Annotated in this window: 3 protein-coding genes; 1 reads left to right on the forward strand and 2 read right to left on the reverse strand. The window is 60.7% G+C overall.

Annotated elements, in window-relative coordinates:
- Positions 1–327 (reverse strand): NAD(P)H-dependent oxidoreductase (locus EN925_RS32260; protein ID WP_164894537.1); only part of this gene is annotated, 327 nt, incomplete at its 3' end.
- 308 nt (positions 328–635) lie between these two features.
- Here EN925_RS32260 and EN925_RS32265 point away from each other — a divergent pair.
- Entirely contained in the window at positions 636–1472 is an 837-nt protein-coding gene (locus EN925_RS32265) for an alpha/beta hydrolase (protein WP_127366453.1), read from the forward strand.
- A 27-nt stretch (positions 1473–1499) separates the two neighbouring features.
- On the opposite strand, the gene EN925_RS32270 is transcribed toward EN925_RS32265, so the two are convergent.
- Positions 1500–2364 (reverse strand): sorbosone dehydrogenase family protein (locus tag EN925_RS32270; RefSeq protein WP_164894538.1); only part of this gene is annotated, 865 nt, incomplete at its 5' end.

Consider the following 2364-nt stretch of genomic DNA (forward strand, 5'->3'; position numbering starts at 1 on the left):
GTCATCCGTCTCCTCGAGAAAGGCATCCATCCGCTCCAGGACGCGCTTGGCCACACTCGAGGGCTGGCCAAGCCAGATCGGAAGCCCGAGCACGAAGATGTCGGCCGCCAGTATCTTCTTTCTGAGTTTCGGCCAATCGTCGCCCTCGCCCATGTCGGAGAGCACGCCGGGCTTGATATCGTGGCTGAGCGCACGCACGATCTCGCCCTTCACATCGTATTGCATCAACGCCGCCAGGACATCGGCGAGCAACCGATCGGTGGAGGATTTTTCCCTGTCGTTCGAAGCTTTGAGCGAGCAATTGAGTGCGAAGGCCGTAAGCGGCATGTGAATCTCCCTGCATTGTCCTAATTGCAAACCGCCGCGACGACTTCGCGACTGCCCATTCGCCCGTTGCGGGATCGCCCGGCATTCTAACGCCAGGGTTAAATGCTTGTTCCGCAGGCGGACCAACAGGGCCGGTGGATGGCCCCCTCCTCCCACTTGGTGACGGTCGAGCCGGCTCAGAAAGCGGGCTGGGTCCTTGAGCACAGACGTTGGAGAACGGACAGCGGCGAGCGACGCAGACTGAACTGGTGGGGCAACCTATTCGTTCGCTCTTCGTTTTCTTCTGAGTTCCCGAAAATGGATAGACGATGCTCGTCCAGACCCTCGAAGCAGGCGATATGCAGCTGGCGGTATCCACGGCCGGCGATCCGCGCCGACCGGCCTTGATCCTTCTGCACGGCTGGCCCCATTCCAGGAAAATCTATGATGGCGTGATCGATGAACTCGGCACGCGGTACTTTACGCTGGCTTTCGATCTTCCGGAGATCGGTGAATCGCGTGGCACTCCGCCGTCGGCGGAAAAGAAGGTTCTTGCCGGTATTGTGATTTCAGCCGCCGAGGCGCTTGGGGCCAAATCCATCGTCGTTGCAGGCTTCGATGTGGGCGGCATGATTGCCTTCGCTGCTGCTCGCCATCATGGCGGTCGCATCGTCGGCGCGGTGCCGATGAATACGGTTATCCCCGGCCTTCAACCATGGACGAAGGTAGTCGCAAACCCGGGCATCTGGCACTTTGCGTTTCATGCGGTGCCTGAGTTACCGGAGTTGCTGGTGACGGGCCATCAACGCGCCTACTTCGATTTTTTCTTCGATCTGCTCGCCGGCCGTCCCGAAGCATTGACCAATGAAATGCGGGAGACGTTGACGCAGGCCTATGCGAGGCCGGAGGCACTTAAGGCCGGCTTTGATTGGTATCGCGCGTTCAAGCAGGATGCCGAGGCCAATGCCCCGGCGCGCATCGAAGTTCCGATCCTCTATATCCGCGGCGACGCGGATTTTGGATCGATCGACGATTACCTCGAAGGTCTGAGGATGTCTGGCGCAAAGAACCTGCAAGGTCACATGATCGCCAACTGCGGCGAATTCCTGCCGATCGAGGCACCGGCAGAATTCGTCAAGGCGCTGGTGGAATTCGCACCGAGATAGTGAAGCGATCAGCGTTTATGCAGGTGCCTACTGGCTCGTGGAAGTTACGCGCCAGACCGTGTTCCCGACATCGTCGGCGATCAGCAGCGCGCCGGATTTGTCGACGGCAACGCCGACGGGCCGCCCGTGCGCCTTGTTGTCCTTGCCGAGGAAACCGGTGACGACGTCCTGCGGCTTGCCATCTGGATGACCGTCTTTGAACGGCACGAAAACGACCTTGTAGCCGTTGAAGCTCTTGCGGTTCCAGCTACCATGCTCGCCAACAAAGGCGCCGTTGCGATAGAGCTCCGGCAGGTTGGTTCCAGTGTAGAACGTCAAGCCCAGAGGTGCGACGTGGGAACTCAAGGCATAGTCGGGAGGGATCGCCTTGGCGACGAGGTCCGGCCGCTGCGGCATCACGCGCGGGTCGACATGCTGACCATAGTAGCTGTACGGCCAACCATAGAACGCGCCGTCCTTGACCGAGGTCATGTAGTCGGGAACCAGGTTAGGACCGAGCTCGTCGCGCTCGTTGATCACAGCCCACAGCGCGCCGCTCTGCGGCTCCCAACTCAGCCCGTTGGGATTGCGCAGGCCGCTCGCGAAAATACGATAGCGGCCAGTGGCCCTGTCGACTTCCCAGATGGCGGCCCGGTCCTTTTCCGCCTGGATGCCGTTCTCGGTGATGTTGCTGTTGGATCCGATGCCGACATACAGCCGAGACCCGTCGGGGCTGGCCACGAGAGACTTTGTCCAGTGGTGATCGATAGGTCCGCCGGGCAATGGCGTCAGCACGGCGCCCGGCGCGGTGATCTTGGTGTCGCCCGACGTGTAGGGGTAACGCACGATGGCGTCGGTATTGGCGACGTAGAGATCGTTGCCGACCAGGGCCACGCCAAAGGGCGAATTGAGA

Origin of the sequence: Mesorhizobium sp. M7A.F.Ca.US.006.04.2.1 (assembly GCF_004022915.1) — a bacterium.
Taxonomy (GTDB): domain Bacteria; phylum Pseudomonadota; class Alphaproteobacteria; order Rhizobiales; family Rhizobiaceae; genus Mesorhizobium; species Mesorhizobium ciceri.